This is a genomic window from uncultured Pontibacter sp., from assembly GCF_947499215.1.
GTDB lineage: Bacteria > Bacteroidota > Bacteroidia > Cytophagales > Hymenobacteraceae > Pontibacter.
On the sequence record NZ_CANMNI010000001.1, the window covers coordinates 1534112 to 1555121 of the forward strand.

Annotated in this window: 23 protein-coding genes and 1 tRNA gene; 15 read left to right on the top strand and 9 right to left on the bottom strand. The window is 49.1% G+C overall.

Features of this window, described 5'->3' with window-relative positions; all coding sequences use genetic code 11:
• Positions 1 to 75: 75 nt before the first annotated feature.
• The 3 genes from Q1A04_RS06725 to Q1A04_RS06735 all read left to right on the top strand — a co-directional run bounded on the left by Q1A04_RS06725 (position 76) and on the right by Q1A04_RS06735 (position 4078).
• Positions 76 to 3228: a TonB-dependent receptor gene (locus Q1A04_RS06725; RefSeq protein WP_299702941.1), complete on the top strand. Its 3153-nt coding sequence runs from the start codon at positions 76 to 78 to the stop codon at positions 3226 to 3228.
• A 198-nt stretch (positions 3229 to 3426) separates the two neighbouring features.
• Positions 3427 to 3500: transfer RNA gene (locus Q1A04_RS06730), tRNA-Ala, on the top strand.
• A gap of 143 nt (positions 3501 to 3643) precedes the next feature.
• Positions 3644 to 4078 carry a DUF2267 domain-containing protein gene (locus Q1A04_RS06735; protein WP_299702943.1) on the top strand — a complete coding sequence of 145 codons (435 nt, stop codon included), beginning with the start codon at positions 3644 to 3646 and terminating at the stop codon, positions 4076 to 4078.
• A 61-nt stretch (positions 4079 to 4139) separates the two neighbouring features.
• On the opposite strand, the gene cysK is transcribed toward Q1A04_RS06735, so the two are convergent.
• The 6 genes from cysK to Q1A04_RS06765 all read right to left on the bottom strand — a co-directional run bounded on the left by cysK (position 4140) and on the right by Q1A04_RS06765 (position 9188).
• Entirely contained in the window at positions 4140 to 5057 is a 918-nt protein-coding gene (gene cysK / locus Q1A04_RS06740; protein ID WP_299702945.1) for a cysteine synthase A, read from the bottom strand.
• An 11-nt stretch (positions 5058 to 5068) separates the two neighbouring features.
• Entirely contained in the window at positions 5069 to 5911 is an 843-nt protein-coding gene (locus Q1A04_RS06745; protein ID WP_299702947.1) for a serine O-acetyltransferase, read from the bottom strand.
• Positions 5912 to 6056: 145 nt separating this feature from the next.
• Complete coding sequence (locus tag Q1A04_RS06750; protein WP_299702949.1) at positions 6057 to 7223, bottom strand: MFS transporter; 1167 nt, start codon at positions 7221 to 7223, stop codon at positions 6057 to 6059.
• Between the two features lie 240 nt (positions 7224 to 7463).
• Complete coding sequence (locus Q1A04_RS06755) at positions 7464 to 7958, bottom strand: hypothetical protein (RefSeq protein WP_299702951.1); 495 nt, start codon at positions 7956 to 7958, stop codon at positions 7464 to 7466.
• Positions 7959 to 8188: 230 nt separating this feature from the next.
• The gene (locus Q1A04_RS06760) at positions 8189 to 8683 is read right to left on the bottom strand and encodes a hypothetical protein (RefSeq protein WP_299702953.1); all 495 of its coding nucleotides are present in this window, start codon (positions 8681 to 8683) and stop codon (positions 8189 to 8191) included.
• A gap of 10 nt (positions 8684 to 8693) precedes the next feature.
• Positions 8694 to 9188, bottom strand: a complete 495-nt coding sequence (locus Q1A04_RS06765) for a hypothetical protein (RefSeq protein WP_299702954.1) — start codon at positions 9186 to 9188, stop codon at positions 8694 to 8696.
• A gap of 142 nt (positions 9189 to 9330) precedes the next feature.
• On the opposite strand from Q1A04_RS06765, the gene Q1A04_RS06770 reads away from it, so the two are divergent.
• The gene (locus tag Q1A04_RS06770) at positions 9331 to 11295 is read left to right on the top strand and encodes a peptidylprolyl isomerase (RefSeq protein WP_299702955.1); all 1965 of its coding nucleotides are present in this window, start codon (positions 9331 to 9333) and stop codon (positions 11293 to 11295) included.
• A 68-nt stretch (positions 11296 to 11363) separates the two neighbouring features.
• Here the strand turns inward: Q1A04_RS06770 and Q1A04_RS06775 are convergent, their stop codons facing one another.
• Both Q1A04_RS06775 and Q1A04_RS06780 read right to left on the bottom strand, forming a co-directional pair.
• Positions 11364 to 12020: a thioredoxin family protein gene (locus tag Q1A04_RS06775; protein ID WP_299702956.1), complete on the bottom strand. Its 657-nt coding sequence runs from the start codon at positions 12018 to 12020 to the stop codon at positions 11364 to 11366.
• 180 nt (positions 12021 to 12200) lie between these two features.
• Entirely contained in the window at positions 12201 to 13091 is an 891-nt protein-coding gene (locus Q1A04_RS06780) for a DUF1684 domain-containing protein (RefSeq protein WP_299702957.1), read from the bottom strand.
• A 234-nt stretch (positions 13092 to 13325) separates the two neighbouring features.
• On the opposite strand from Q1A04_RS06780, the gene Q1A04_RS06785 reads away from it, so the two are divergent.
• From Q1A04_RS06785 to Q1A04_RS06825, 9 genes are all read left to right on the top strand, one after another.
• Positions 13326 to 13583, top strand: a complete 258-nt coding sequence (locus Q1A04_RS06785; protein ID WP_299702958.1) for an autorepressor SdpR family transcription factor — start codon at positions 13326 to 13328, stop codon at positions 13581 to 13583.
• On the top strand, positions 13576 to 14250 hold the full coding sequence (locus Q1A04_RS06790) for an SdpI family protein (protein ID WP_299702960.1): 675 nt from the start codon (positions 13576 to 13578) through the stop codon (positions 14248 to 14250). Before Q1A04_RS06785 ends, Q1A04_RS06790 begins: the two co-directional genes overlap by 8 nt.
• Before the next feature lie 53 nt (positions 14251 to 14303).
• Entirely contained in the window at positions 14304 to 15722 is a 1419-nt protein-coding gene (locus Q1A04_RS06795) for an alpha/beta fold hydrolase (RefSeq protein ID WP_299702962.1), read from the top strand.
• A gap of 118 nt (positions 15723 to 15840) precedes the next feature.
• Positions 15841 to 16272 (top strand): GNAT family N-acetyltransferase, encoded by a 432-nt coding sequence (locus Q1A04_RS06800; protein WP_299702964.1) that lies wholly within the window; start codon positions 15841 to 15843, stop codon positions 16270 to 16272.
• Positions 16273 to 16426: 154 nt separating this feature from the next.
• Complete coding sequence (locus Q1A04_RS06805) at positions 16427 to 17614, top strand: aspartyl protease family protein (RefSeq protein WP_299702966.1); 1188 nt, start codon at positions 16427 to 16429, stop codon at positions 17612 to 17614.
• A 16-nt stretch (positions 17615 to 17630) separates the two neighbouring features.
• Entirely contained in the window at positions 17631 to 17789 is a 159-nt protein-coding gene (locus Q1A04_RS06810; protein WP_299702968.1) for a hypothetical protein, read from the top strand.
• Positions 17789 to 18040 carry a serine hydrolase gene (locus Q1A04_RS06815; RefSeq protein ID WP_299702970.1) on the top strand — a complete coding sequence of 84 codons (252 nt, stop codon included), beginning with the start codon at positions 17789 to 17791 and terminating at the stop codon, positions 18038 to 18040. The genes Q1A04_RS06810 and Q1A04_RS06815 overlap by 1 nt, the downstream gene beginning before the upstream one ends.
• Entirely contained in the window at positions 17998 to 18177 is a 180-nt protein-coding gene (locus Q1A04_RS06820; RefSeq protein ID WP_299702972.1) for a hypothetical protein, read from the top strand. Before Q1A04_RS06815 ends, Q1A04_RS06820 begins: the two co-directional genes overlap by 43 nt.
• A gap of 88 nt (positions 18178 to 18265) precedes the next feature.
• A complete protein-coding gene (locus Q1A04_RS06825) occupies positions 18266 to 18856 on the top strand; it encodes an NAD(P)H-dependent oxidoreductase (protein WP_299702974.1) in 591 nt (196 codons plus the stop codon).
• A 44-nt stretch (positions 18857 to 18900) separates the two neighbouring features.
• Here Q1A04_RS06825 and Q1A04_RS06830 read toward each other — a convergent pair whose 3' ends face one another.
• Positions 18901 to 19224, bottom strand: a complete 324-nt coding sequence (locus Q1A04_RS06830) for a hypothetical protein (protein WP_299702976.1) — start codon at positions 19222 to 19224, stop codon at positions 18901 to 18903.
• Positions 19225 to 19561: 337 nt separating this feature from the next.
• Here Q1A04_RS06830 and Q1A04_RS06835 point away from each other — a divergent pair, with 337 nt between their 5' ends.
• Both Q1A04_RS06835 and Q1A04_RS06840 read left to right on the top strand, forming a co-directional pair.
• On the top strand, positions 19562 to 19729 hold the full coding sequence (locus tag Q1A04_RS06835; protein WP_299702978.1) for a hypothetical protein: 168 nt from the start codon (positions 19562 to 19564) through the stop codon (positions 19727 to 19729).
• 162 nt (positions 19730 to 19891) lie between these two features.
• Entirely contained in the window at positions 19892 to 20989 is a 1098-nt protein-coding gene (locus tag Q1A04_RS06840; protein WP_299702980.1) for a DUF4856 domain-containing protein, read from the top strand.
• Positions 20990 to 21010: the final 21 nt, after the last annotated feature.

Here is a 21010-nt window from a genome sequence, read left to right on the forward strand (position 1 = left end):
ATAATTTAATCTCTAAGTAGTTGCATTTAGCAATATAGCCTCTAATTTTGCAGGCAAAAATCAATCAATCTTTTTATGAAAAAATTTTATAGTACGCTATGTCTTTTCCTAGCTCTTGTGCTGACAGTACAGTATAGCTGGGCACAAGGCACTACTACGGCCGCTATGAACGGCGTGGTAAAAGATCAGTCTGGTACTGAATTACCTGGTGCAACGGTGATCGTTGTTCACCAACCAACTAACACACAGTATGTAGCCCCTACTAACTCAGAAGGACGTTACAACATTCAGAACATGCGTGTTGGTGGTCCTTACACAGTTACCACATCTTATGTGGGTTATCAAGAACAGCGAATTGAGAACGTTACGCTGACACTTGGTCAAAACTACCGTCTTGACTTAGTTTTATCTGAAAGCGCCACAACTTTGGGCGAAGTAACAGTAACAGCTGCGCAAGACAAGGTAATCAATTCTGACAGAACTGGTGCTGCTACAAGCGTATCAACTGAGCAGATTGAAGCACTTCCTACAATCTCAAGAAGCTTGAATGACTTCACAAGATTGACTCCACAAGCTTCAACAGCTGGCGCTGGTACTTCTTTCGCAGGTCAGAGCAACAAGTACAACAACTTCTCTATTGACGGTACTGTTAATAACGACGTGTTTGGCCTCTCCTCCAGTGGTACTAACGGTGGCCAGACTGGTGTTCAGCCAATCTCTCTTGATGCGATCGAGGCTATCCAAGTAGTAGTTGCTCCTTTTGACGTACGTCAGGGTGGCTTTACTGGTGGTGGTGTAAACGCTATTACAAGAAGCGGCAGCAACAACACAGAAGGCTCTGTGTATTACTTTGGTAACAACGAAAAACTTGTTGGCAAAAGCAATGATGCCGCTAGAAACGCTTATCCTGACTACACAGACTACCAGTTAGGTGGCAGACTAGGCGGTGCTTTGATCAAAAACAAGCTTTTCTTCTTCGCTAACGGTGAAGTGACAAAAAGAACTCAGCCAGTACTTTTCGAGCCGGGTTCACCTACGTCTAATTTCAGCATCGATGAATTAGATAGAATCTCAGCTGTTGCAAAACGTCTTGGTTATGATCCTGGTAGCTTCGGCGCTCAGTCTCAAGAAACAAACAGCGAAAAACTTTTCGCCCGTTTGGACTGGAACATCAATAACAATCACCAGTTGACACTGCGTCACAGCTATACTTATGGCGAAGATCTGGGCTTATCTAGAAACCCTAACACACTTCGTTTTTCTAACAACGCAGTATTTTTCCCAAGCACTACTAACTCTACTGTAGCACAGTTGAACAGTAACATTGGTGGTGTTTTCGCTAACGAGTTACTCGTAGGTTACACTACAGTAAGAGACAACAGAACAATCAGTGGTGATCCTTTCCCAACTGTACAACTTAACCTGTCAGGTGGTAGAAGAGTAACGCTAGGTGGCGAGGCTTTCTCTGTTGCTAACCAATTAGACCAAGATGTATTTACTTTAACCAACAACTTTAGCTGGTTCAAAGGCAAACACACCTTCACTTTCGGTACACACAACGAATTTTATAAAACTTACAACCTGTTCATCCGTCAGGAGTTCGGTGCATACCAGTACGACTCTATAGAAGCGTGGGAAGCTGTAGGTACACCTGAAGAAACTGCTCCTTTCCAGTATGACAGAACTTACTCACTGACTGACAACCGTAAACAAGGCGCAGACTTTACGGCCTTCCAGCTTGGTTTCTATGCTCAGGATGAGTACGCGCTAATGCCAAACTTGAAAGTTACAGGTGGTATTCGTTTAGACATGCCTACTTTCAACGATGAGCCGGCTGCAAACGAGATGATCAACAACAACTCTAAGTTTACGGAGCGTGGTCTTGCTACTAACAAAACTCCAGGAACTCAGTTCTTGATCTCTCCTAGAGTTGGCGTTAACTGGGATGTATTTGATGATGGTAGCACACAAGTTCGTGGTGGTGCCGGTATCTTCACAGGTAGAGCCCCATTTGTTTGGATCTCTAACCAGTATACTAACACTGGTAACATGCTTGGTAGCATCAACGCACGTGGTTCTAAGTACCCTGATTTGCGTTTCAATGCTGATCCAAACTCACAAATCACATCTGGTGATCTTGGCTTGAACGAAAGAGCTTCTGAAATCAACATCACAGACCCTAACTTCAAGTTCCCGCAGCTATTCAGAGTAAACGGTGCTATTGACCGCAGACTTCCTGGTAACGTAGTTGCCACAGTAGAAGGTATTTACTCTAAGACAATTAACAACATCTACTATCAGAACCTGAACCTAGTTCAGAACGGAACACTAGAAGGTGCTGACAAGCGTCCTATTTTCAAGAGAGATGATACTAACTTCAACGATATCATCTACCTGACTAACACAAATCAGGGTTACTCATACAGCGTTACAGGTCAGTTACAGAAGACATTTGACTCTGGTCTGTTCGGTTCAGTAGCTTATACTTACTCTAGAGCTCAGGACGCTAACCCAGGTAACTCAAGCCAAGCTCGTTCAAACTGGATTAATGTAAACCAAGTATATGGTCTGAATGATATCAGAGCTGCTTGGGCTGATAACGACATCCGTTCTAGAATTATAAGTGCTCTTGGCTATACCTTGAAGTATGAGAACGGTTCATCAACTACAATCTCAGCCTTCTACAATGGCCAGTCTGGTGCTCCGATTTCTTACATCTACAACGGTGACATCAACGGTGACGATGGTAGAACTAATGACCTTGTTTACATCCCTAGCAACAGAAACGAGATCAGATTCTCAGGTGATCAGGCAGCTCAGGATGCCCAGTGGGAAGCTTTCAACGCTTACGTGGAAAGCAACGAATACTTGAGAAGCAGAAGAGGTCAGTATGCTGAGCGTAACGGCGACAGAATGCCTTGGACAAACCAAGTTGACCTTCGTTTCATGCACGAAATCAAGCTGAACACAACTGATGAGAAATCTCACAAACTTCAGTTTACTTTCGACGTGATGAACGCCGGTAACCTACTTAACAAAGATTGGGGCAGACAGTATGGTGCTAACTTCAACGCATTCCAGCTGCTTGACGTAGTTTCTGGTTCAGGTACTACTACTCCTACCCTGCGTTACACTGGTAGAGGCTTGACTGATGGCAACCCTTACTTCACGCAAGACTTCGCTTCTCGCTGGAGAGGTCAGGTTGGTGTACGTTACATCTTCAAATAAGAAGAAACAACCTATACAGCAAAAAGGCGGGACAAATGTCCCGCCTTTTTTATTTTCAAAATCTATCCCCTCCGCTTTTGCATATTCAAAAAATGTTCTAATTTTGTGCCAGTCAAATGGGGGATTAGCTCTCTGACTGGATTGTCCCGAAGGCTTTCGGGAAGGTCAGCGGTTCAGACCCGCAGTTCTAATATTTATGGGGGATTAGCTCAGCTGGCTAGAGCGCTTGCATGGCATGCAAGAGGTCATCGGTTCGACTCCGATATTCTCCACAAAGGCAACCCACACGGGTTGCCTTTTTTTTGTTCAGTGTTGTTCCCTTTTCTCTCCTTTACCAAACCTGCCAAATATTCCAGAACATGCCCCACCCTCGGACGTACCATATAGGACGCAACGCTTAAAGAAGGGAGGACAAATGCCATTTAACTTTGAAGACAACATCAAAAATGCAACAGTGCTACTGCAGGAAGTGGCAAACGAGCTACACACCGATGATTTAAACAAAGCCGGGCGCATTTTCCGGGCTGTGCTGCAGTCGATTAGGGACAGACTCCCGGTAAACGATGCCGTGCAATTTGCCGCGCAGCTTCCGATTTTCTGGAAGGGCATCTATTTCGACCAGTATGATCCGAGCAAAGCACCCACAAAAATTCGGGACGCGCAGGAATGGATCAATTACATCCGCAACAAAAACGCCTTTGCCGCTAACAACGACTTCCAGCAGGACGAGGAAATCACCGCTTCCTTCAAAGCAGTGTTTCGGGTACTGCAACGCAACATGACAGATGGCCAGCTGCAGAAAGTGAAAGAGTCGCTGAACCAAGACATTCAGGAACTGCTAGCCGCTTAAAAACAATCGCGCCGTCTCCCAAAAGAGAGACGGCACGATTTGATTATAGAACATTATTATGTTACACGAACAGCCCTTCTACCGATAAGTAGCGTTCGCCTGTATCGTAGCAGAATGTGAGCACGCGGGCACCCTCTTCTATTTCCTCATCCAGTTTCTGCTGCACCGCCGCCAATGAGGCACCCGAAGACACGCCTATAAAGATACCTTCCTCCATTGCAGCTCTTCTGGCATAGTCATAAGCATCGTCAGCCGCTACTTGCACCACGCCGTCCAGCAAACTGGTATCCATGATGCTCGGCACAAAACCCGCGCCTATACCTTGTATCGGATGAGGACCGGGTTGCCCTCCGCTCAGCACAGGTGATGCGGCCGGCTCTACAGCGTATACTTTCAGATTAGGGAAATGCTGCTTCAGCACTTTAGCCACTCCCGTGATGTGCCCGCCGGTACCCACACCGGTTATCAAATAATCAAACCCCTCCGGGAAATCTGCCAAAATCTCCTGTGCCGTTGTTTCGACGTGAATCTGCGTATTGGCTTCGTTATCAAACTGCATCGGCATCCATGCGTTTTCATGCTCCTCCAGCATTTCCCGGGCACGTTCTATGGCGCCTTTCATACCTTTTTCGCGAGGGGTCAGCTCCAGTTTGGCACCGTAAGCCGCCATCAGCCTGCGTCGCTCGATGGACATGGATTCCGGCATAACCAAAATCAAATGATAGCCTTTTACGGCTGCTACCATAGCCAGCCCCACTCCTGTATTGCCGGAAGTGGGCTCAATAATCGCGCTTCCTTTCTTCAAAATACCCTTGGTCTCGGCATCCTCTATCATAGCCAGCGCAATGCGGTCTTTAATGCTGCCACCCGGATTGGCCCGCTCCATTTTCATCCACACCTCGGCTTTGTGCTTAAACATGCGGTTTATACGCACATGTGGTGTTTTTCCTATTGTATCGAGTATGCTATGCGCTTTCATTGAAATGTCTTTTAGATTGAAAAATTGAGAATATCAGCTTTGTCTTCATAGTAGCTCACTTTAATCTGGGGTCTGTGGTACACGCGGGCATAGGGCGGCACACTCTCCGTCAGCCACACATTACCCCCGATGATGCTATTGCTTCCCACCACGGTATTTCCGCCTAGTATGGTGGCGCCGGCATAGATCACCACATGATCCTCTATGGTGGGGTGGCGTTTGATATTGGCCATGGCCTTCTCCACACTCATCGCGCCCAGTGTCACGCCTTGGTAAACCTTCACGCTGTTTCCGATAACGGTGGTCTCCCCTATCACGACGCCGGTGCCGTGGTCGATACAGAAGCGAGACCCGATGTGCGCTTTTGGGTGGATGTCTATACCTGTTTTGGCATGCGCATAGGCGGAAAGCACGCGGGGCAATAGCGGTACACCCATGCGGCAGAACTGATGCGCCAACCGGTATACCGCTACGGCAAAGAAACCGGGGTAGGTCCTGATCACCTCGTCTACGTTCACGGCGGCGGGATCTCCGGCCTCAATGGCGGCGGCATCGTTGTTGAGTTGGTGCTGCAGCTCGGGAAGGGCCTCAAAATAGGCGTCAGCTATCTCGTAGGGTTTCCCGGGCAGGCGCTCCTCTATTCTGAACAAGATTTTCTCGAGATCCGATCGCAGCAGCATGTAGTAGGCTTCTACTTCAGACCGCGACCCAAAGGAGCGCTCCGCAAGCGAGGGGAAAAGCAACTGCAGTACACCGTCCAGAAAGGCGCAGCTCATGGAGTGCGGCACCACGTGGCGCGACTGCTGGTGCACTGTTGTCAGATGGTCTAAAAAAGCTTGGTTGATTGCTGTCATGGTGAAAGAGAAACAAAGCCAGTAAGCTAAAGTTTTACCTAAGTATAAACGACAGTTTTCTATACGGGCAGGCCGGAGGCAATGACTATATATCCCGGAAAATCTTGGAAGCAACTACAACAAGGACCTCAATAAGATAATGACCCTATGCCTCTTTTTTAACAGCGAAAATAAGGTACAAAAACCCTAGCATGGCACAGGCGCCTCCCGTCCAGAAAACCACCGGAAACCGTGCGGGATTATTGTCATAGAGCCAACCGGACATCAGTGCCCCCAAGCCTATACCTGCCTCCAGCGCGATATACATGGTGGCCATAGCCCGCCCGCGGTGGGCGGGGTGGCTGAGGTCAATGGTCCAAGCAAAGACAGTGGGTGAGTTCATGCCCACGGCCACACCAAACACCGCCGCCGCCAGCAACAGGCCCGTGGCGGTAGTCACCCAGCCGATGAGCCCCATTGCTACTACCAGCAGTGCCGAGCTTATCTTCAGCACCCGGATGCGCCCGTACTTATCGGAGGCTCTGCCCGCCAGAAAGCGTATGGCCAAGGAAGAAAGGGTGAAACTGGTAAAGAAGAGGCCTTTGTTCTGTATACCCAGATGCTCACTAAAATCGGGCACGATGGTCAAGATAATACCGAACGACACGACAGTAAGCATCATAAAAACGGAGGGGTTCACCACCCGGGGTTCAAAGATCTCGCTGCGGGATATCTTCAGCAGTCCCATCCGGAAGCGGTTCGGGTTGTCCAGCGTTTCGTGCATGCGGGCCACCACGGCCACCGAAAGAAAAGCGGCTACCGAGGAGGAGTAGAACATGGCATCGAGAGAGAAGCTGTTGGCTATGGCAGCCCCCATGGCAGGACCTGCGGCCATACCCAGACTACCGGCCAAACCTAACAGGCCGGTCGCCTCTCCCCTACGCTCCATCGGGATAATGTCGGCCACGTAGGCGGCAGTACCCGTGGGTGTGAAACCAGTAGAAAAGCCGTGCACAAGCCGTAGCAGCAGAAAAGCCGCCACCGTGCCTGTAACAGGGTATAGAAATCCGCACAGAATACAAACGGCTCCCCCTATCAGCATGACAGGTATACGCCCCATCTTGTCGGCCAGCTGACCGCTAAAAGGGCGTGACAAGCCCGCCGTAAGCGTGAAAAGTGATATGATAAGTCCTTTGTATTCAGCGCCGCCCAGCTGCGTGATGTAGTTGGGCAACTCCGGTATGATCATGTTGAAACTCGCAAAGAAGAGGAAAGAGCTTAAGCACAGCAATCCAAATTGTAGTCCATACACGCGTGTTTTCAGCTCAGCCATAATCGAAATAAAGCCGCAATTTCCGAAAACAATCGCTCCCAAACTATACCTACTCGAATATGTTCTGCTACACTTGCTTGGATTGACAATCCGCTGTGCCTATTGAGCATTAGACACGTAGATGCTGGAAAATATTGTGGACGACAGAATGACCCTATTGTAAAGGATTATAGTGGGGTGAATCAGAACAACAGATTTTGTGACAGCTGCAGCATGCTTAGCACCCTGCGTCAGGGCACATCAATTGGCTGCGCTCGAAGTGTTGTAATGTACTCCGTTTACGGCAATAGCTCGCGCCAACGCGGCTGCTTGAATACTTAGGCCCACATGACAGGCAAGATTGGAACTCTGGAATGTCAAGAAGTTCACGGATTTCTGCTTGCCGCCATGTAAATCGAAAAGCACGCAATTGTCACACAAATACACGGCGGAAACATGGCGCCAATCTATTAGGTGCTCTGGGCTGTAGAAGTTCAAACGATAACTAATGAGGCTTGGAGAGATGGAAAAGTAAGCCGTTCTAAGTTGTACCCTATCTGTGCCCACTGCGATAAGGATCACGCCTACAGCCATAATAAGCAGCGCTGCAAGCGCCCAATACCACCTAGTTTGCTCTGCCAGCAATATATTGTGTAATACAGAAGCAGCCCCGCCCGTACTCATGAAAAGCCCGAGCCAAAGCATCCGGTCTTTTATTTTGCGCAGCTGTTTGGCTGTATAGAGGCTGACATACATACGGATTGTACTAAATAATTAAATACAAGGAAATAAGCAGCCGCATCAGGTTTAAAAGAACTCAATACGCCATGAATAATGCTAAAATTTAATTATAAATTACTACGTCAATAAATTATTTCATGTTTTGTTTTTATACAAAATAAATAAAACACAAAAAAACAAACTTATCTCTCAGTATGTAATGTTAAGTAGGGGAGATATAGGACGCATACTAGGCTAGCATTGGTTTATAAACCTACATGCTGCAGATAAGTAGCCGTTTGGTTGACTTCCACTTTCTGCTCAATAGCAGCTAGTTGTATACTTACACTGACATGGTTGGCTAGCTGTGGGTCTTGGATATGCCCGAGTCGCATAATCACTTGATTGCTATCTTTCAGTTCAAACACCAGTACATGCTCTGATGCCTGTATGCTGTCGATGGTGTCCCAGAAAATAGTGCGTTCAGGGCCATACAAGGTAAGTCTGTATTTTATTCTTTCAGGGGTCATGGAAAAGAAAGCGTCTTTGAAGTGGAAGTACCCCGTGCCGACAGCCACTCCGCTGGTACCGGCAGCACTTATCAGAACCGCAGCGGCTGCCCAAGCCCACCGAATCTCCTCTTGGGCTATCAGTTCGCTTAGCAACACATACAAGCCTCCGCAGAGGAAAAAGACACCACCCCACAGCAGGACCCTTTTGGTTTTCTTGAGATCTTTATTCGGGTATAAATTTACATACATAGCAATGTGACTACTGGTCAGTAATTTGAAAGCGTATTTCTTTATTGGTCGCTATTCGTTCCAATTCTGATTTTATTCGCTGCATGGTCTGCTCACGGCGCACCGACCCAAGGTTTACAGAATGCCATTCTTCGTTTTTCAACTCGAAATGCACCACCGTTTGGCCTACCAAGATGCTTTCTACTTCTTCCCAGTCGAAGTCATGCTCACGCTGCATAAAACCGAGCCGATAGCGCACACCAGTGGCGTATAGCGTCAGGTGGCGCTGGTAACCGGGATTGTGATCAAACCAGACGGATGCCAGAAAGAGCGTAAAGGGAAGGAGACTGAACAAGTAAAGGAAGGTAACGGCCGAATGCAAATCGCGTACGGCAACCAGCTGATAAAGCAACCACCCGTGCAGCGCCACCGAGAGCAGCGCCAACAGCAAGAGTAGCCGCTCCATCTGCGACCTAACACCATAGGGTCTGGAGAATAAGCGTACGCTTAAGCCTAAATCCTGCATAATTATTTTTGCCGGTTAAGCAATCAATATACTATTTTTTATATAATCGGCAAACGAAATCCCGCTTAATCATTAAAAAAGCCCTATACCTGCACGGCCTTATAGACGCATTTAGTATATTGAAATCCCATACCACTTGACTATGCGAAAATCCTATACCCTGCTTCTTGCCTTTGCCACATTGGCAGCCTGCCAATCGCAGCCGCCACAGCAAAGTTTAGCTCCTGAACCACAAGGCATCAACAAGTTCTCAGACCCTAACCTGCAGCAGCTCTATACCTTGCAGGATGAGCGCAATACCAGCCAACTGCTCACTTTCCTCAACAACCCCAACGCACAGTACAGGCGGGAAGCAGCCCTCGCATTCGGCTCGATGCAGGACACCGTGGCCATACCCCAGCTCTTGCTCGCGCTCTCCGACACAGCATCCGACATACGGCTAGCCGCCGCTTATGCACTCGGACAAATCGGCAACAAGAAGGCGCAGCAGGCCGTGATGCGGCACATTAACCAAGAGCAGCGCCCGGCGGTTCAGGCCGAGTTGCTCGAAGCCCTTGGCAAAATGGCCGATGCCGGCGGACTCAACTATCTGGTAAGTTATCAGGCTCCAAACGAAACCGCACAGGCGGGACAGGCGTGGGGACTCTACCGCGCCGGTCTGCGGCAGGTAAGCAGCGCGCAAGCGGTAGAGAAAGCCGTGCAGTGGCTCTCCGGAAACGCTCCGTACGAAGTAAGACTGGCCGCCGCGCACCAGTTGGCCCGCACGCCCAAACTGGACCTGAGCCCCTATCGTCAGCAGCTGACCACGGTTGTTACGTCGGATGAATCGGCGGATGTGCGCATGGCCGTGGCGCAGGCTTTCAGCAAAATAAACGCACGCGACAAAGCGGCTTTGCTCTCAGGTATAGTACAGAGCGACCCCGACTACCGCGTGCGACTGAGCGCCATACGCGCCATGGGCGGACTGGAGTTTGATGAAATTGACGATGCCATAGTGGCCGGCCTGACGGATGAGAACATCAACTCGGCGGTGGCAACGGCAGAGTTTCTGCAGGCCAACCCAAGCGGGGTGAACGTCACCACTTTGCAGAAAGCTTTGGATCAAGTAGAGGACGGACGCGTACGCGCCGGCCTGATCTGGGTTATATTGCGCAACAGTCCTGACAAAGCGCAGCTCAGCCAGAAATACCAGCAGCTATACCTGAGCACGCAGAACCCCTACGACAAAGCCCATATCCTGAAAGCGCTTTCGGCGGACTACGACAATTACAAGTTCATAGCAGAGCAAACCTTTGCAGCGCCCCAGCCCGTGATCGGCACCTATGGTATGGAGGCTCTTTCGGCCATGCGCCAACAGGCGGATTTCCCCAAAGCGCTGGAGCAGGACTTTGCCGATATATTCAGAAAAGGGATAGCGTCTGGCGACGTATCATTGGCAGGTCTGGCTGCCGGGGTTATCCGCAATCCCAAGCTGAACTACCGCGACATCTACACGGACTATGCCTTCCTGACGGAGGCGCAGCAGAAACTGGTACTGCCCCGCGACATGGAAACTAACATAGAGCTGCAGAAAACCATCGACTACCTGAGCGGCAAGGAGCCATCCGAAGCGCCAAAGAACCCGTTCACCCACCCAATTGACTGGAAGCTCGTGCAAACAATCCATCCGGACCAAGAAGTGGTAATTGAAACTGAAAAGGGAGTGATTACCCTAGAGTTGTTTGTGGAAGATGCTCCGGGCTCGGTGGCCAATTTTGTGGAGTTAGTGAACAAGCAGTTCTTTGATGGGCTGTACTTCCACCGGGTGGTGCCTAATTTTGTGGCCCAAGGAGGCGACCAGCGTGGCGACGGCTGGGGCAGTTCCGACTATTCTATCCGGTCAGAGTTTGCGCCACTACACTACCGCGAGGGCTATGTAGGCATGGCTTCCGCTGGCAAGGACACCGAAAGCAACCAGTGGTTTATCACGCACTCTCCTACGCCCCATCTGGACGGCCGCTATACCATCTTCGCCAAGGTGATAGAGGGTATGGACGTGCTGCATCAACTGGAGGTTGGCGATAAGATCAAGCAAATGAACGTATTACTGAGAACTAAATCGCAGTAGAAGCTATATCTGGGCATAAAAAAACGGCGACCGTATCTCAGGTCGCCGCTTTTATTATGGCCCGGTTACTAGAACCGTTCCATTGGCTGCTCTTCAGGGCTCTGCAGTCTGGCCCAGTCGCGTATAAGCGACTTGAACTCCTGCAAAAGCGTCTGGCTGCGGTCTTTGCCGTACCAGCCGTGCAATTTTTCTACAAACTCTTTATAGGGTGCTTCCTGTGCTTTCAAATCCATAAATAGCTGCTGCGCAGGTTCAGGTCTAGGCCCCCAAGTACCGATCTCCTCTAGGGTATCGGCGTCTAAAACGATCAGTTTAGGTATAGAGCGTCCGCCGTTGGTCAGGTAAGCGTCCATTACCTCGGGGTTTTCATCACGCAACAGGAGTTTCACTTCAATAAGCGGGGATGCATCTGCAATCTTAACCAAGGCCGGCACTGTCTGGGCTGCATCGCCGCACCAAGCCTCTGTCAAAATCACCCAGATCATCTTGTTCTGCACACTCAGCATCAGGTCTACCAACTCATTGTCCAATACAGTGGTTTTCTCAACCCGGCGCATGCGCTGCGCATTCATGCGGGTATACTCCACCATGGCTTCGGAGTGGTTGGTGCCGGTTGTTTTGTTTTCCGCCAGCAGGGTGTCAATCAACTCGCGGTATTGGGTATAGGTCATGGCTTTCGCCAAGTGCTCACTTGTAATTACTGTGTTAGACATAGTCTCTGTCATGCTAATAGTTTTGGTTTTCAAAATTTACGGGGAACTATATATGAACAGACCTATGCTTAAATAAGTTCCCCTCTTCAGAGGGCTTTTCCAGCGCCTTATACCTATTGTTATACCCTTTTAACTTATAAGGGTTCGCAATTTTAGATTTTGGCTTTCAGATGGCAAACGAAAACAGAATGCCTACCTTGAGTACTCCCCGTACGATTTCTCTCCGGCTTCCACACTGACAGTCAGCAGGTTTTGGCGTGGCGGCAGTGGACAAGTGGCATACGAAACAAAGTCGCAGGGAGGGTTAATGGATTTATTGAAATCGAGAATAGTTGTGCCGTCAGGACGGGGCTTTTCGGCATAGAGGTAGCGACCGGCTCCGTAGGTTTCGAGGCCATTTGTTTTGTCGGCGAAAACAATGAAAAGCTCTTCTCCTTCCATCAACGCGTCAAGCCGATGCTGCCTGCCATCTAGTTCGAACACCAGCGTACCGGGGGAATCTCGCAAAGTGGTCTGACCCACTATGTTGGTGATCGGTATCTGTTTTGGCGTAGGGTGTGGCTCCAGTTTGGCTTCCACGCGCCACGCGGCGTTTACCGGAAAGCGTGTTATTCCTTTGAAGTGGATCAAGGCATCGTTCTCCAGATCACGCAATCGAATCCCGTATTTATCGCCACGCTTGATCACAAACCACGTAAGCGAACCATGGGTTAGCTGGGGAATAGTATCCAGACCGGGGCCGAAGAGCGACACCTCTTTCACTGGTCTGCCATTGAGCAGCACCTCCACACCTTTTGCTATGCTGGTGGACACCCGGTCGTCTTCCAGAGTGATAACACCAGCATTGCCGGGGATTTTGCCAGCCGGAAAGGTCAGATCATGGCCAGCCCCGCTACCAAACGTATTCTCTCCCTCCTGCAACCAGTATAGCCCTGCCAAGGTCAGCCATCCATCCGGCGCTTTCAGCTTCGCCTCTCGCTCGCGATGCCATTCATCTATGAGATTGATATAGGTTTGATTTGTTTGCGCTTCCCTTTCGATTGATTGACTGTCTGCGCTACAACCGGAGAGTAGCCATGTCAACAATGTAAATGCACTGCAGTGGAGTATGAGCGATAATTTATTCACGGGTAGGGTATTCGGAAGTTGAGGCTAAGACACAAAATGGCTCCAGCCATGCGCAAGAACTATTTTTACCTACCACGAAGGTACAAATTCCAAAAGACAGATGGGAGTCTAATCCAAAATAATTATTCACTAAATTATTTGCACTTTTATTTAATATTTAGATATTTGTCTAAATACCTAATTTACATAGTGAACAAAGTCTTTAAAGCGCTCAATGACCAGACCCGCCGCGAAATCCTTAACCTGCTGAAGGAAAAGGACATGACCGCTGGCGAGATTGCGGAGGCTTTCAACATTACAAAACCCAGCATTTCGCACCACCTCGACATCCTGAGTCAGGCCGAGCTGGTGACCTCCGAAAAGCAGGGGCAGTTTGTGATTTACTCGCTTAACACAACTGTGCTCGATGAGTTGATGAAATGGATTATCACCTTAAAAGATGAATAAGATGAAAACGACCGGCCTCACCAGAGAAATCATACTTTGGGTTATTATCCTCATTCCATTGGTCTACTTGGCTTGGGTCTGGAACGACCTGCCAGAGCGTGTGCCAGTGCACTTTAACCTGAAAGGTGAAGCCGATGGCTGGGCTGGCAAAACAGCTATGATTTTTATCGTGCTCGGAACAACTGCCCTGCTCAACCTTATTTTGCTGGCAGTGCCCTACATCGACCCGAAACGGAAGTTGACCTACATGGGCAGCAAGTACCACCAGCTGCGCTTCATCCTCGTCATTTTCATGACCGCGCTCGCGATGTTCATCATTCACAGCGCTTTGAACCCGGACACTTTCCAGCTGAACGCCCTCCTCATATTGATCGGAGGTCTGTTCATTGCCTTGGGCAACTACTTTCAGGCGGTTAAGCCCAACTACTTCATCGGCATTCGCACCCCTTGGACACTGGAGAGCGAACAGGTATGGCGCAAAACCCATCGGCTTGGAGGCATCCTCTGGATTGCGGGCGGGCTTGTTATGATCTTACTGGCGTTGTTCCCAGACTCCGTTACCCGGCAGGCAATATTCTTGGCTACCGTGGCCATTCTAGTAGTGGTTCCGCTCGTTTACTCATTTATCGAATTCAGAAAAGAACAGCGGCTGCAGCGACAGTCGTAATAATCCCAAAGCTATTTTATAGGTATAGCACACCAACTCAATTAAGGTATAGCATGAAACGACAGTTCTTTACACTTCTCCTAGTTCTCTTATCTGCAGCATCGTCCTTTGCCCAGCAGCCAGTGCCCCCATCACAAATTGCGGGCTCATGGAAGGGCGTCCTTGACATTAGCGGCACGAAACTCCCACTGGTGTTGCACATTAGCGCAGACCCAAGTGGTGCGCTCAGTGCCACCATGGACAGTCCGCAACAGGGCGCTAGAGGTATACCGGTGCAGGAAGTAAGACTGACGCAAGACAGCCTATACCTAAATATAAAGGCCATTGGAGGGGTATATGTGGGCAGAGTAACCAGCCCCGAAACCATAGAAGGACACTGGAAACAAGGCGGCTACGCATTGCCCATGCAGCTTACGAAAGGAGCCTACGAGGCACAGCGCCGCAAACAGGAGCCTACAAAGCCATACCCTTATCAGGAGACCGAAGTAAGCGTGGAGAACAAAGCAGCAGGCATAAGCCTTGCCGGCACACTGACCATGCCCCAAGGGAAAGGCCCGTACCCCGCCGTGATTCTCTTCACGGGCTCGGGTCCGCAAGACCGCGACATGACTGTGTTGGGCCACAAGCCTTTTCTGGTGCTGGCCGACCACCTCACCCGCCAAGGTATTGCTGTGCTCCGACTCGATGACCGTGGTACAGGAAAATCAGAAGGAAGCGCTACATCTGCCACTACACAGGACTTTGCTACAGATGCCCAGGCTGCCTATACCTTCCTGAAAGGGCACAAAGAGGTAAACGCTAAAAAAATCGGATTGCTGGGCCTGAGCGAAGGTGCCCTGATCGCCGCAAAAGTAGCGGCTGCCAACAAAGACGTGGCCTTTGTAGTGTTGATGGCCGGGAGTGCCGTTCCCGGAACAGAACTATTGGTAGCGCAAAACGAAGCTATTTTCAGCGCTGCCGGTATACCTGACCAAACCCTGCAGAAATTGCTTAAAATGCGCCGTGCCCAGTTTGAAACTGCTGCTTCTGAGGGTGATGTAGATGTAGCCTCCAAGAAGATCAGAACAATAGAGCAGGAAGCAAAGGCGCAGTTCACGGCGCAGGAAATACAGCAACTCGGTTTATCAGCTCAGAGTGAGAACAGTTTGGTAGCACAGCTAAGCAGCCCTTGGATGCGTTACTACCTTGCTTATGACCCCGCCCCCACTCTGCGGCAACTCAAGATGCCGGTGCTTGCGCTCAACGGCAGTAAAGACCTGCAGGTGCCCGCTGCTGCGAACCTCGCCGCTACCCAAAAAGCTTTGAAAGCCAGCGGCAATAAACATTACACGGTTAAAGAATTGCCCGGACTCAACCATCTTTTCCAGACGGCTAACACCGGCCTGCATACCGAATATGCTGCAATCGAAGAGACGATGGCACCCGTGGCGTTGGAGACAATCAGTGCGTGGATAAAGGGAGTGGTGAAGTAAGAGAAACAAAAACTTGCATGCCTCATGCAACCAAAGTGACTATCTACGGGTCCCTTTGGTATAGTAAATATAACCTACTTAAGCAGCGCCTATACCTCACAGCTACGTTCCTATACCTATGCAAATCCACTTCAGAGAAATCATTGAAGATGATGTCGAAGCGCTAGCACAGCTTTCACTTCAGTTTGGCTATACCGTGTTAGTTGAGGAGATGAGAGAAAGGGTAGCGCAGGTGCTTGCACGAAAAGACCATTGCGGTTTCGTGGCTTGTGTCGGCAAACAGGTAGTAGGCTGGATTCATGGCTTTTATACCTTCCGTTTGGAGTCAGAGCCTTTTGTGGAGATTGGGGGCTTAATGGTGGACGAGCATTTCCGGAGGCAAGGTATAGGGCAGCAATTGATAGAAAGAGTAAAGACATGGGCGGCTGTACATTCAGTCAGAAAGGTGCGGGTACGCTGCAACACCACACGCACTGCTACCCATACCTTTTATAAAAAGGCTGGTTTTGCGGAGAGCAAAGAACAAAAGGTGTTCGACCTCCATCTTTAACAACTTGATAGCACGCTTACACATTACCTATAACTGTTAGGTTAAATTCTGCAGGGTAGAAATTCAGACTTATAGGCACGAAAGCAATCATGATTTTTTGAACATATAGTATTAATTTGAACAATATATACCATTATACCTATATCCGCTTCATATGAAATCCATAGCCTTCTACTTGGTTTTTGCATACTGTTTTATCGCTCAAACGCAGGCGCAGCATCAGCCAAAGGCAAAAACCACCCTCCCATTCGAACTGATTGAGGATAAGTATATTCTGATAAAAGCTAGTGTAAACGGGCTGGACACCTTAACATTCTACTTTGATACCGGAGCGACTACCACCCTGCTCGACAGCAAAGTGGCCGCAAAGTTAGGTATAGAGCCTGACTACAATGAAGAAGTACAGGGCGCAAGCGGGGCTGTGACCTATCGCATTGCCCTAAACCAGCAAATCAACCTGCCAAATCTGCAGATAGACAGCGTACACATCGTACTCGACGACCTCACCAGACTGCGTCATGCTGGCGGCATGCACTACGACGGCATTATCGGCAACGATATCATCCAAACGCACATCACCGAAGTAGATATCACGAACCGTCGCATCAACCTTTACCCTTTCGAACAGGCGCCTGATTTCAAGAACTACACCACCCATGTATTTGAATTCTTGAACGATATCCCTATACCAGTGCTACCAGCCACCATCACGCTCCAGAACACACAAAAATTTACAGACAATGTTTTGTTCGACAGCGGCGCCGGGCTTACGCTGCTCGTAAACACTCCCTTCAGGAAAGAGCATCGCATACTGGAACAAAGCCCGAAGTCTATGACAAGTCGCAGCAATAACCTTAGCAGCTCAACCGTAAACCACATCGTGGCAATAGAGCAGCTTGAGTTCGAGTCGCACACTTTCCCGCAAATGCCGGTATTTCTGGCTTCTGATGAGCAAGGGGTGAGCGGTTTCAAGGGTTATCTGGGAATACTTGGGGCAGAGATTATCAACCGGTTCGATTACGTCCTAAACTACGAAACGCATACGCTATACCTGAAACCCAATGCCTTTTACACTGCTTCGTTCATATTCCCAGTGAGTGGCATCAGGTTACGGCACGACGAACAGGGCCAAGTGGTGATAATGGATGTATACGAGGGGAGCGATGCCTACAAAAAGGGACTTCGCGTGAACGACGTGATTGTGGCGATTGACAACAAAAGCGCATCCATTCATGAATACCGCAGGCTGCTCAACCAGCAGGACAGGAACAAACTTACGGTTTCGGTAAAAACCGCAAAAGGGGTAAAGAAACATAGCATCCAGCTGAAGCGATTAATTTAGTCTGCACTCCAACGCGATGAAAAAACTGGCGGAGTCAGAACTTGAGGGGATCGTAGCCAAGACTGATTCCAAAAGAAACATTCAGAGTGCTGCCTTTCGGGTAGAGACTGCTGATGGCTCGACTCCGGCCTGCCCTGCTACCTCATCGACAAGCGCTCGGGGCAACCCAAACTAATGGACCACTTGCTTGCCAGCGAAGACGAAGCGTGGCCGCTCGAAAAGACCATCGCGCAGGTGAAGCAGATGAAGCCCAAGTACCCGCCGGGGCAGCAAGGCAAAGCTAATTACGGTAACACAAACTTCAAGCTTCTGGGCCGGGTACTGGAAGTGGTCATGATACAACCGCTGCACGATATCCTGACATCGGTGTTCAGAAACAGTATATGCCACGTATCTTCTCGCCCTTCAAAGCCATACCTGACCTGATTAGCCACTGCGGCTCCACGGGTACGGCAGTGTTTTACGTACCTTCCAAAGACGTGTTCATCACGGGCACCATTAACCAAGCCAGCAGCCCCAGCACCCTTTTTCAGACATTGATTAAGCTAGTGAACAAATTATAAATCGGTCGTTCATTTGCAGAAAATTGAATTTCTGGTGCCCGAAGTTATTGACCAAAACACTGACCCGCATTTCTTAGTTACATAGAGTATGAAAGCAATTATACTACTCGGCACACTCAAAAAAGAAGGCCTGTCCAACACGGAGGTTCTGTCAGAGTTTCTGGCGGGCTATTTCCAAGAGCAGGACATTGACTGCACCATCGTCAAGCTGGTCGACCACAACATTCTGGCGGGCACCTACAGCGACATGGGAGAAAGCGACGACTGGCCAGATGTTCTAAAGCAGGTGCTCGCGGCTGACATCATCGTGTTCGCCACCCCCATCTGGTGGAACAATCAGTCATCGGAGATACAGCGGGTGATCGAGCGCCTCGATGAAATCCATGACGAGATCTTGGAAGGGAAAAAATCGAAACTGGAAGGTAAGGTGGGCGGCATCGTGATCACGGGCGACTCTGATGGGGCACAGCACATCATTGCCAACATCAGCAACTTTTACAACGCCGTGGGTATAGCCCTGCCTCCTTACGCCTCACTGTCGGTGCTGTGGGAAAAACAGGCCAAAGGCCAAAAGCCAAGCCGGGAAGAGCTCCTGCAGAAGTATAAGAAAGACTATGGCAGCACAGCAGAAACAATGGTAAAGCAGATGCTTCGTTATCTCCCGAAAGCTTCTTCTTAAGTCTTACCTTACTCGAAAGATCCAATCTGCGCTATTGCCTTATGTTATCGACGGTTTACGTCGGTGGCTAAATCTGCGGCGGGCGCTGCGTCCGGGTGCAGTTCAAATACAGTTTCCTCTGCAGCCAGACCGACGAGCGGCGCCTGTCTGATAAGATCCTGTAGCTTACGACCTGCCCTTTCCATGTTAACAGGACATAAATAGGTCAGCAGCATGAAACACTCCTTTTCCCTCTCCCCTATGAACAGGTACAGGTTGTGAGTGCTTTCACCAAAATAGTTTAACGTACGTGTTTCGACATGCTTAATGTCAGCAAGCGGAATGGTGGCTTTCACAGAGCCGTTTGACTCTATTAATCTTATGATCATGGGCCTATGCTGATAAATGTATTATGAACCTAGGCTGTGGCTAAATTGCCGAACAGACTGCAGTTTAACAAAATATTAGCAGAGCTTATAGTAATACTCGGTTTATTTCAGATAAAATAAATAAGTACCGGCATTTAATTCCTATCTCCTATTCCGTAATAACTGTTCATTAACACGTGACGCTGCTATACTAGCCCGTTCACGGCTTCTTTATTTATAGTCCATAATATGGAGGCTCCCGTTTGGGCAAAATTTGAATACAGCGCTTTTCACCAATTCCCCTGCAGCTACTCCTATTGTCCCGTCTGTTTCCAATCCATAGGTATAAGCCCAATTCTTGACCGAGTATACTTATGTGCGCCACCGGGAAGGTATGGTGCCACTTGCGGATGAGCGCTTCCCGGGAGTGCTGGTCCCTACAAAGTCAAAGACGGTCACTATACTAGAAGTGAATTCCCTGCCCCATCAATTCCCGGCCCCATCTGCCATGTGTTTGTGCCGGTAAGCTCAGGATTTCAACAAAACAACTATATCACAGAAAATCAACTTATTAGAAGAGATTTAATTTCTTATTTAAAATTATTCTAAATAATGCTTGTCCCTTAAAGCAGCCTACATTAGATTTGCAGCATATTTATAATCAGTCTAAATAAACATACTTGCTTTTATGCACCGCAAACTAAACTCCAAGATGTTCATGCTAGCAGGCCTCGCGGTTTGCACCCTTTTCTCTTCCTGCTCCAAAGACGAAGAAGACTCCCCGTCTTACACTGTTCCGCAGACTTATAATTTCGAAAACGTAAATTACTCCGGCCAAACTGACCGCATCAGCATGTTGTCAGAGCTTGACAGCTATGTCAAAACCGGCAATAATGGCGCACTGCTGGATGCCCAGAAGATGAGAGACATGTACGCCAATGTAAACGCCCCCTTTTCGGAGGCAAGACTGAACACATCAGGCAAGCAGCTCAAAGACAAGACAATCTTATCCGCGCAGTCTTTGTTTGACAGCTATTTTGATAAAGCCGCCTCGGCCAGTCTTTCTGCCGGCACTCCGGCTCTTAATGGCAAAGCCGGTCTGTTGACCACTTCTGAAGGCACAAAATACTTAGTAGATGCCAACGGCGTGGAGCCAGCTCAAATCATCCAGAAAGGTCTGATGGGCGCTGTGTTCTATTTCCAAGCGGTAGAAGTTTACCTGACAGAAGCCAAAATAGGCGCTGCCGTAGACAACACCACTATTACACCGGGCGATGGCACAAAGATGGAGCACCACTTCGATGAGGCCTTTGGTTACTTCGGCGCTCCCGTGGACTTTCCTACCAACCTGAACAACCTGAAATTCTGGGCTAACTACAGCAACAAAGTCAATCCGAGCACAGGCAGCAACAAAGCCCTGATGGATGCCTTTTTGAAAGGACGTGCCGCCATTTCCGCTAAGGATATGAAAGGCAAGGATGAGGCCATTGCCACCATTCGCACCGAGTGGGAAAAACTGGTCGCTGCTTCTGTTATTCTGGAGTTGAACTTGGCCAAAACGCACATTGCTGATCAGGCCAAAAAGAGCCACTACCTGTCAGAAGCCTTGGGCTTTATGGTGGGCCTTAAGTTTAAGTCCGACCGCAAAATCACTGACGCACAATACGAAGAAGCCATGGCTCAGCTAGGGTCCAACTTCTACGACACGACAGCCGCTGACATAAACGCTGCCATCGATATCATTAGCACGGCCTACAACATGGACAGCATCAAGTCTCAATTGTAGTATGAACTGCCGCACAGCATA

What these genes read in the sequence shown, in the direction of transcription:
- Q1A04_RS06725 (WP_299702941.1), top strand. Translation starts at nt 76, where the DNA reads ATGAAAAAATTTTATAGTACGCTATGTCTTTTCCTAGCTCTTGTGCTG.
- Q1A04_RS06735 (WP_299702943.1), top strand. Translation starts at nt 3,644, where the DNA reads ATGCCATTTAACTTTGAAGACAACATCAAAAATGCAACAGTGCTACTG.
- cysK (WP_299702945.1), bottom strand. Translation starts at nt 5,057, where the DNA reads ATGAAAGCGCATAGCATACTCGATACAATAGGAAAAACACCACATGTG.
- Q1A04_RS06745 (WP_299702947.1), bottom strand. Translation starts at nt 5,911, where the DNA reads ATGACAGCAATCAACCAAGCTTTTTTAGACCATCTGACAACAGTGCAC.
- Q1A04_RS06750 (WP_299702949.1), bottom strand. Translation starts at nt 7,223, where the DNA reads ATGGCTGAGCTGAAAACACGCGTGTATGGACTACAATTTGGATTGCTG.
- Q1A04_RS06755 (WP_299702951.1), bottom strand. Translation starts at nt 7,958, where the DNA reads ATGTATGTCAGCCTCTATACAGCCAAACAGCTGCGCAAAATAAAAGAC.
- Q1A04_RS06760 (WP_299702953.1), bottom strand. Translation starts at nt 8,683, where the DNA reads ATGTATGTAAATTTATACCCGAATAAAGATCTCAAGAAAACCAAAAGG.
- Q1A04_RS06765 (WP_299702954.1), bottom strand. Translation starts at nt 9,188, where the DNA reads ATGCAGGATTTAGGCTTAAGCGTACGCTTATTCTCCAGACCCTATGGT.
- Q1A04_RS06770 (WP_299702955.1), top strand. Translation starts at nt 9,331, where the DNA reads ATGCGAAAATCCTATACCCTGCTTCTTGCCTTTGCCACATTGGCAGCC.
- Q1A04_RS06775 (WP_299702956.1), bottom strand. Translation starts at nt 12,020, where the DNA reads ATGACAGAGACTATGTCTAACACAGTAATTACAAGTGAGCACTTGGCG.
- Q1A04_RS06790 (WP_299702960.1), top strand. Translation starts at nt 13,576, where the DNA reads ATGAATAAGATGAAAACGACCGGCCTCACCAGAGAAATCATACTTTGG.
- Q1A04_RS06795 (WP_299702962.1), top strand. Translation starts at nt 14,304, where the DNA reads ATGAAACGACAGTTCTTTACACTTCTCCTAGTTCTCTTATCTGCAGCA.
- Q1A04_RS06800 (WP_299702964.1), top strand. Translation starts at nt 15,841, where the DNA reads ATGCAAATCCACTTCAGAGAAATCATTGAAGATGATGTCGAAGCGCTA.
- Q1A04_RS06805 (WP_299702966.1), top strand. Translation starts at nt 16,427, where the DNA reads ATGAAATCCATAGCCTTCTACTTGGTTTTTGCATACTGTTTTATCGCT.
- Q1A04_RS06810 (WP_299702968.1), top strand. Translation starts at nt 17,631, where the DNA reads ATGAAAAAACTGGCGGAGTCAGAACTTGAGGGGATCGTAGCCAAGACT.
- Q1A04_RS06815 (WP_299702970.1), top strand. Translation starts at nt 17,789, where the DNA reads ATGGACCACTTGCTTGCCAGCGAAGACGAAGCGTGGCCGCTCGAAAAG.
- Q1A04_RS06820 (WP_299702972.1), top strand. Translation starts at nt 17,998, where the DNA reads ATGCCACGTATCTTCTCGCCCTTCAAAGCCATACCTGACCTGATTAGC.
- Q1A04_RS06825 (WP_299702974.1), top strand. Translation starts at nt 18,266, where the DNA reads ATGAAAGCAATTATACTACTCGGCACACTCAAAAAAGAAGGCCTGTCC.
- Q1A04_RS06830 (WP_299702976.1), bottom strand. Translation starts at nt 19,224, where the DNA reads ATGATCATAAGATTAATAGAGTCAAACGGCTCTGTGAAAGCCACCATT.
- Q1A04_RS06840 (WP_299702980.1), top strand. Translation starts at nt 19,892, where the DNA reads ATGCACCGCAAACTAAACTCCAAGATGTTCATGCTAGCAGGCCTCGCG.